Source organism: Phytopseudomonas seleniipraecipitans, from assembly GCF_900102335.1.
Taxonomy (GTDB): Bacteria; Pseudomonadota; Gammaproteobacteria; order Pseudomonadales; family Pseudomonadaceae; genus Aquipseudomonas; species Aquipseudomonas seleniipraecipitans.
In genome coordinates, this window is the sequence record NZ_FNBM01000011.1 from 171,292 (window position 1) to 178,066 (window position 6,775).

General features: G+C 63.2%; 5 protein-coding genes. 1 reads left to right on the forward strand and 4 read right to left on the reverse strand.

Translation table 11 applies throughout. The annotated features are described in order from the left end of the window. Window positions 1-101: 101 nt before the first annotated feature. Entirely contained in the window at window positions 102-1,001 is a 900-nt protein-coding gene (locus BLS60_RS20130) for a LysR family transcriptional regulator (protein WP_092371687.1), read from the reverse strand. Window positions 1,002-1,172: 171 nt separating this feature from the next. Here BLS60_RS20130 and BLS60_RS20135 point away from each other — a divergent pair, with 171 nt between their 5' ends. Further along, window positions 1,173-2,465: an MFS transporter gene (locus tag BLS60_RS20135; RefSeq protein ID WP_092371690.1), complete on the forward strand. Its 1,293-nt coding sequence runs from the start codon at window positions 1,173-1,175 to the stop codon at window positions 2,463-2,465. Between the two features lie 179 nt (window positions 2,466-2,644). On the opposite strand, the gene BLS60_RS20140 is transcribed toward BLS60_RS20135, so the two are convergent. The 3 genes from BLS60_RS20140 to BLS60_RS20150 form a co-directional block, all read right to left on the reverse strand. Further along, window positions 2,645-4,021, reverse strand: coding sequence for an aspartate aminotransferase family protein (locus tag BLS60_RS20140; protein ID WP_092371693.1), 1,377 nt, complete (start codon window positions 4,019-4,021; stop codon window positions 2,645-2,647). A 44-nt stretch (window positions 4,022-4,065) separates the two neighbouring features. Then, a complete protein-coding gene (locus BLS60_RS20145) occupies window positions 4,066-5,529 on the reverse strand; it encodes an NAD-dependent succinate-semialdehyde dehydrogenase (protein ID WP_092371696.1) in 1,464 nt (487 codons plus the stop codon). 132 nt (window positions 5,530-5,661) lie between these two features. Beyond that, window positions 5,662-6,312 (reverse strand): 7-cyano-7-deazaguanine/7-aminomethyl-7-deazaguanine transporter, encoded by a 651-nt coding sequence (locus tag BLS60_RS20150; protein WP_092371699.1) that lies wholly within the window; start codon window positions 6,310-6,312, stop codon window positions 5,662-5,664. Between the last annotated feature and the right edge of the window lie 463 nt (window positions 6,313-6,775).

Sequence of the window (6,775 nt, forward strand, 5' to 3'; positions counted from 1 at the left end):
GACACAACCCGTAGCCTGGGTTGAGCGCAGCGATACCCAGGTACCTTTTCCCGGGTGTCGCCGCGCTCGACCCAGGCTACGTAAAGCGGTGTGCAGCCTACCTACTTCATCGCCTGCACTTCCCGAGTGAGCAGGTCGATGAAGGCCTGGGCCAGCGGCGAGCGCTCCTGCCGCCGCTTGACCAGCCACACCGCCGTGGTGGCATCAGCGTCGATCAGCGTCCGGAACACCACGCCGTCGATGCGGATGCGCCGGAACGAGGCAGGTAGCACGGACACACCGAGGCCAGCCGCCACCAAGCCAATGATGGTCAGCGCTTCGTGGGCTTCCTGGGTGATTCGCGGGCTGAAGCCCGCCTGGCGGGCCAGGCTGAACAACTGACCGTAAAGCCCCGAGCCGTAACTGCGTGGAAAGAACACGAACGGCTCGTCGGCCAGCTCGGCCAGCGCTAAACCCCGGTCTTGTTCACCCGCCAGCGGGTGACCGGCATGCAGCAGCGCCACCAAGGGCTCGCTGAGCAGTTCCACCGCGTCCAGTTCGGCGGGCAGCTCCAGCGGGCGGATCATGCCGATCTGCAGTTTCTTGTCGACCAGCGCCTGGCTGACCTGGCGACTGGTCATTTCCTGCAGGTTGAGGTGCACGGCCGGGAACGCCTGGCGAAAGGCGAACACGGCTCGCGGGATGATCGACACGAATGGTGCCGAGGCGGTGAAACCGATTTGCAGCTCACCGATCTCGCCCTGCTCGGCGCGGCGCACTACATCCACCGACTTGCTCACCTGCGCGAGCGTCTGGCGGGTTTCCTCGAGGAACAACCGGCCGGCGTCTGTAAGCGCTACGTGGCGGTTGGTGCGCTCGAACAGGCGCACCCCGAGCTCGTGTTCCAACGCCTGAATCTGCTGGCTGAGCGGCGGCTGGGAGATGCCCAGCAGCTCCGCGGCGCGACCGAAATGCAGCTCTTCGGCAACGGCTACGAAGTAGCGTAAGTGGCGCAGTTCCATGTGGCCTCCATGAGTCGTATAACCTATCGATTGTGTCGAATTTTATATTGGAAAGAACTTGCCGGGCTATTTATCCTTGTCACCATTCCCAATAACAACAACACCGATGCCGGCAGTCGCCCGAGCATGCGGCCGCGTTTGGCCTGGGAAATGAGTGTTAAAGAGGTCGTAATGAGTCAGCCCGTTCCACACGCACCCAACGAGTGCGTGCCCGCCAGCTCCGAGGAGCCTGCCCCGCGTAGCGCTGTGGCAGAACCTGAGTACATTCAGAAAGGCACCCGCGCGTTTCTGCGCACCATTCTCGCCATGTGTTCCGGTGGTTTTGCCACCTTCGCCCTGCTCTATTGCGTGCAGCCGATGATGCCGATGCTGGCCCAGCAGTTCGCGCTCAGTGCCGCGCAAAGCAGCCTGGTCCTGTCCGTATCGACGATCACCCTGGCCATCGGCCTGCTGATCACCGGGCCGCTTTCCGACGCGCTTGGGCGCAAACCGGTAATGGTCGTGTCGCTGCTTGCCGCGGCGCTGTTCACCGTGGGCAGCGCGCTGATGCCGACCTGGGAAGGCGTGCTGGTCATGCGTGCTCTGGTCGGCCTGGCGCTCAGCGGCCTGGCTGCGGTAGCAATGAGTTACCTGAGCGAAGAAATCGACCCGCTGCACCTGGGCCTGGCCATGGGCGTGTACATCGGTGGCAACGCCATCGGTGGCATGAGCGGCCGCCTGCTCAGCGGCGTGTTGGTCGACTTCATGTCCTGGCACGCAGTGCTCGGCACCCTGGGCAGCCTCGGGCTGCTGGCCGGTGCGCTGTTCTGGCGGCTGCTGCCCGAGTCGCGCAACTTTCGCGCACGCTCGCTGCGCCCTCGCAGCCTGCTGCAGGGTTACACCTTGCAGTTTCGTGATGCCGGCCTGCCGTGGCTGTTCCTGCAGGGCTTCCTGCTCATGGGCGCCTTCGTCACGCTGTTCAATTACATCGGTTACCGCTTGATCGAAGCGCCGTTCAAGCTCGATCAGACCAGCATCGGCCTGCTCTCGGTGGTCTACCTGTCAGGTATCTACAGCTCTGCGCAGATTGGCGCACTGGCCGACAAGCTGGGCCGCCGCAAGGTGCTCTGGGTGGTTATCGGCCTGATGCTGGCCGGCCTGATACTGACGCTGTTCGACGTGCTGCCGGTGATTCTGCTCGGCATGCTGCTGTTCACCTTCGGCTTCTTCGGCGCCCACTCGGTATCGAGCAGCTGGATCGGCCGCCGCGCCACCCAGGCCAAGGGCCAGGCGTCGTCGCTGTACCTGTTCTGCTACTACCTGGGCTCCAGCGTCGCCGGCACCTTAGGCGGTGTGTTCTGGCAAGCCGCCGGCTGGGATGGCCTGGGCCTGTTCATCGGCTCGCTGCTGCTGGTGTCCCTGGCCGTGGCGCTGCACTTGTCGCGCTTGCAAGCGTTGCCGATGACAATTCAATCGCGGGGTTAAGCCGCAGAAATGAAAACACCGGCTACCTTCACAGGTCGCCGGCGTTTTTTGTTTGGGTTTTACAGGTAGTACCAAGGCTTTAAAAAGGTAGAGCGGTAGGGCGGATGACGCTTCATCCGTCCACCACGCCCTCTTGGTGGATGAAAAAATCGTCATCCACCCTACCGTTCAAGAGAGACTCAAAGCACCTGGTCCGCCACCGCATCCACTGCGGCTTTGGCGATGGCGACGATCTCGTCTGCCTGCGCTTTGGTGAGGATCAACGGCGGTGCGAAACCGAGGATATCGCCGTGGGGCATGGCGCGGGCGATCATGCCGCGCTCCAGGCAGGCTGCCGACACTTTTGGCCCGACCTTGAGCGCCGGGTCGAAGGGCGTGCGGGCGTCCTTGTCGGCCATGAACTCCAGCGCGGCGAGCATGCCGTCACCACGCACTTCACCGACCAGCGGATGCCCCTCGAACGTCTGGCGCAGTTGCGCGTTGAGGTAAGTGCCGACATCGGCAGCGTTGGCAGTGATGTTTTCCCGTTCGAGGATATCCAGGTTGGCCAGGGCTGCGGCGGCACAGATCGGATGGCCCGAGTAAGTCCAGCCGTGCCCCATGGCGCCGTCACGCGTCGAAGCGCTGTCGATCACGTTCCACACCTTCTCACCGACGATCACTGCTGAAAGCGGTGCATAGGCACTGGTCAGACCCTTGGCGGTGGTCATCAGATCAGGCTTCATGCCGTAGCGCTGGCTGCCCATCTTGTCGCCAACGCGACCGAAGGCGCAGACCACTTCGTCAGCGATCAGCAGGATGTCGTATTTGTCGAGCACCGCCTGGATCGCCTGCCAGTAGCCCTTGGGCGGCACGATGATGCCGCCAGTGCCCATTACCGGCTCGCCGATGAATGCCGCGACCGTGTCCGCGCCTTCGGCAAGAATCAGTTTCTCCAGATCCTCGGCGCAATGGCGCACGAAGGCCGCTTCGTCCATGCCTGCCGGCGCCTTGTAAAAATGCGGGCAGGCGGCGTGCTTGATGTCCGCTGCTGGCAGGTCGAAATGCTGATGGAAGGCGGCCAAGCCGGTGAGGCTGCCGGTCATGATTCCCGAGCCATGGTAGCCACGCTGACGGGAGATGATCTTCTTCTTCAGCGGCCGGCCGAGCACGTTGTTGTAGTAACGCACCAGTTTGATCTGGGTTTCGTTGGCATCGGAGCCGGAGAGGCCGTAATAGACCTTCTTCATGCCTGCCGGCGCCCAGTCGATGATGCGGCTGGACAACTCGATGATCGCCTCGCTCGAGTGGCCCACATAGGTGTGGTAGTAGGCCAGCTCCTTGGCCTGCTTGTAGATCGCCTCGGCCACCTCGGTACGGCCGTAGCCGATGTTCACGCAGTACAGCCCGGCGAAGGCATCGAGGTATTCGCGGCCTTGGTGATCGCGGATGTGGACGCCGGACGCCCCGGTGATGATCTTGCCTGGCAGCTCGCCGCTGGCATGGTCATGGGCGTGGGTGGACGGGTGCATGAAGTGGGCACGATCCTGTTCGAACAGCTTCTGGTAGTCGGTCATGGCGATCTCCATCGGATTCAGAGTAGGTAGTCGGGGGCAGGGCGTCAGTAACGCTGGCCCTGATGGTGGATGCAGAAATACTTGGTCTCGACGAAGGCTTCGAAGCCGTCGCTGCCGCCTTCACGACCCAGGCCGGAGGCCTTCATGCCGCCAAAGGGAATCGGGTGGCCGGTGAACTTGGTGCCGTTGACCGCGACCATGGCGTGCTCCAGCCGGCGGATCAGCGGCTGCACCACGTCCAGCCGGTTGGAACAGATGTAGGCGGCCAGCCCGTATTCGGTGTCATTGGCCATGGCCACAGCCTCGTCCAGCGTGTCGAAGGCGCGCACACCGGCGATGGGGGCAAAGTTCTCTTCACGATAGATGCGCATGGTGTCGGTGACATCGGCCAGCAGCGTCGGCTGCCAGAACCAACCGCCGAGAGCATGGGGTTCACCGCCAACCAGCAGGCGCGCGCCTTTCTCCAGAGCATCGGCGACGCGCTCGGCCGTCACATCCACGGCAGCCTGGTGCATCAACGGGCCGATGGCATGACGATCCTCCAGGCCGGGGCCGACGCTCAAACCACGCACAGCCTTGGCGAAGCGCTGCAGAAAGGCTTCGTAGACTGGGCGCTGCACCAGGATTCGGTTGGCGGCGCAGCAATCCTGACCGGAGGTCTGGAACTTGGCGTCCAGCGCGACCTGTACCGCGTGATCTAGATCGGCGTCGTCACAGACGATCAGCGGCGCGTTGCCGCCTAGTTCCAGCGCCACCTTCTTTACATCCGTAGCAGCAGCCTGAAGCACCAGCTTGCCGACTCGGGTCGAGCCGGTGAAGCTCACCGAGCGAACGCGAGCATCGCTGACGAGGGTTTCCATGGCCATCTGCGGCTCACCGAGCACCACATTGAACACGCCGGCGGGGAAGCCCGCTTCCTCGGCCAACTGCGCCAGGGCGAAGGCAGAGTAGGGTGTTTCGTGGGCCGGCTTGACCACCACGGTGCAGCCCGCCGCCAGTGCGGCAGCGGCCTTGCGGGTAATCATCGCGCAGGGAAAATTCCACGGGGTGAGCAGGGCGCAGACGCCCACCGGCTCCTTCAAGGTGCCGAGGTGAGCGCCGGGAATATGGCTGGGAATGGTCTGCCCATAGAGGCGCCGCGCTTCTTCGGCGAACCAGGGAATGAAGCTGGCGGCATAGCGGATCTCGCCACGGGCCTCCGCCAGGGGTTTGCCCTGTTCCTCGCTGAGAATGCGCGCCAGGTCTTCCTGATGCAGCAGGATCAGCTCGGCCCAGCGACGCAACAAAGCGCCGCGATGTTCCAGGCTCTGGTCACGCCAGGCGCCGAAAGCACGCTGGGCGGCATCCACGGCAGCGACGATCTGGGGCTGGCCAAGCATCGGCACATGGCCGATCGCGCTGCCGTCGGCAGGATTTTGCACGGCAACACTGGAGCCGTCGTCACTGTGTACCCAGTGGCCATCGATGTAGCACAGCGATTTGAACAGCAGGGGATGGTCGAGGGGCATGGCGATGTCTCCGGGCCGGTGGGCGTGGGAGACATGCTAAAGAAGGGCGGCCTGGTATTTTTCCCAAGCCGGGGTGGCGCTACCGCAGTTTTTTCTGAAGACGCCGGACAGGCAGTTGGTTTTTGCCGCCAGTCAGGCAGATACGCTGCGCTGCGGAAGACGCCGCACGATGGCGCTGAGCAGCATGCCGTACAGCGGCACGAACAGAATCAGGCTGATGGCCAGCTTGATCACGTAATCCACCGTGGCAATTTCCAGCCAGTTGGCGGCCATGAACGGATCGTCACTGCGCCAGAACGCCACCGAGAAGAACAGGAAGGTATCCAGCAGGTTGCCGAAGATCGTCGACGCCGTAGGAGCGATCCACCACTGGCGCATACGTCGCAGACGGTCGAACACCTGAATATCCAGCAACTGGCCGAAGGCGTAGGCGAGGAAACTGGCCAAGGCGATGCGGAACACGAACAGATTGAATTCGCCGAGCGCCGCCACGCCACCGAAGGCACCTTCATGAAACAGTACGGAAACGATGTAGGAGGCGACCAGCGCCGGCAGCATCACCCGGGCGATCACCACGCGTGCAGAATGCTTGCCGATCAACCTGACGGTCAGGTCGGTGGCCAGGAAGATGAACGGGAAGCTGAACGCGCCCCACGTGGTGTGCCAGCCGAACAGGGTGATCGGCAGCTGCACCAGGTAGTTGCTGGCAATGATGATGAGAATGTGAAACGCGATCAGCGCAGCCAATACGGCGCGACTGACCGATGCAGGAAGCAGGGTCATGGCATGTCCTTTTTCGTGAAATGGGGTTAGGGAACCCATTGCCGCGACCGACATGGCCGCGAGCGGCGCGCAGTGTACCGCCTGCGCCCACACCAGGACAGCCCGCCCGCCGGATGGCAGACGGCTTCATCGGGTGGCGGCTTGGTGGCGGGAGCGGCCGTTCACGATCGTGGGAGGGGCTCTAGGCGTAGGGTGGACGACGCTTCATCCGTCCACCGCTTTACGATCGCAATGGTGGATGAAAAAAGCGCCATCCACCCTACGTCTACCTGGGATGCGCGCAGATGATGCGTAACCTACGAATGGTGGGAGCGGGCGGGGACGCCCAGTTGTTCATGCACGCGAATCGCGGGCACGGCCCGCTCCCACAGTCGTAGGGTGGACGACGCCTCATCTACGCGGCCCGACCCGTCCACCGCTCTGCGATCGCAATGGTGGATGAAAAGAGCGTCAGCTACGCGCC

Coding starts and splice junctions, on each gene's coding strand:
- BLS60_RS20130 (WP_092371687.1), bottom strand. CDS start 1,001: ATGGAACTGCGCCACTTACGCTACTTCGTAGCCGTTGCCGAAGAGCTG.
- BLS60_RS20145 (WP_092371696.1), bottom strand. CDS start 5,529: ATGCCCCTCGACCATCCCCTGCTGTTCAAATCGCTGTGCTACATCGAT.
- BLS60_RS20150 (WP_092371699.1), bottom strand. CDS start 6,312: ATGACCCTGCTTCCTGCATCGGTCAGTCGCGCCGTATTGGCTGCGCTG.
- BLS60_RS20135 (WP_092371690.1), top strand. CDS start 1,173: ATGAGTCAGCCCGTTCCACACGCACCCAACGAGTGCGTGCCCGCCAGC.
- BLS60_RS20140 (WP_092371693.1), bottom strand. CDS start 4,021: ATGACCGACTACCAGAAGCTGTTCGAACAGGATCGTGCCCACTTCATG.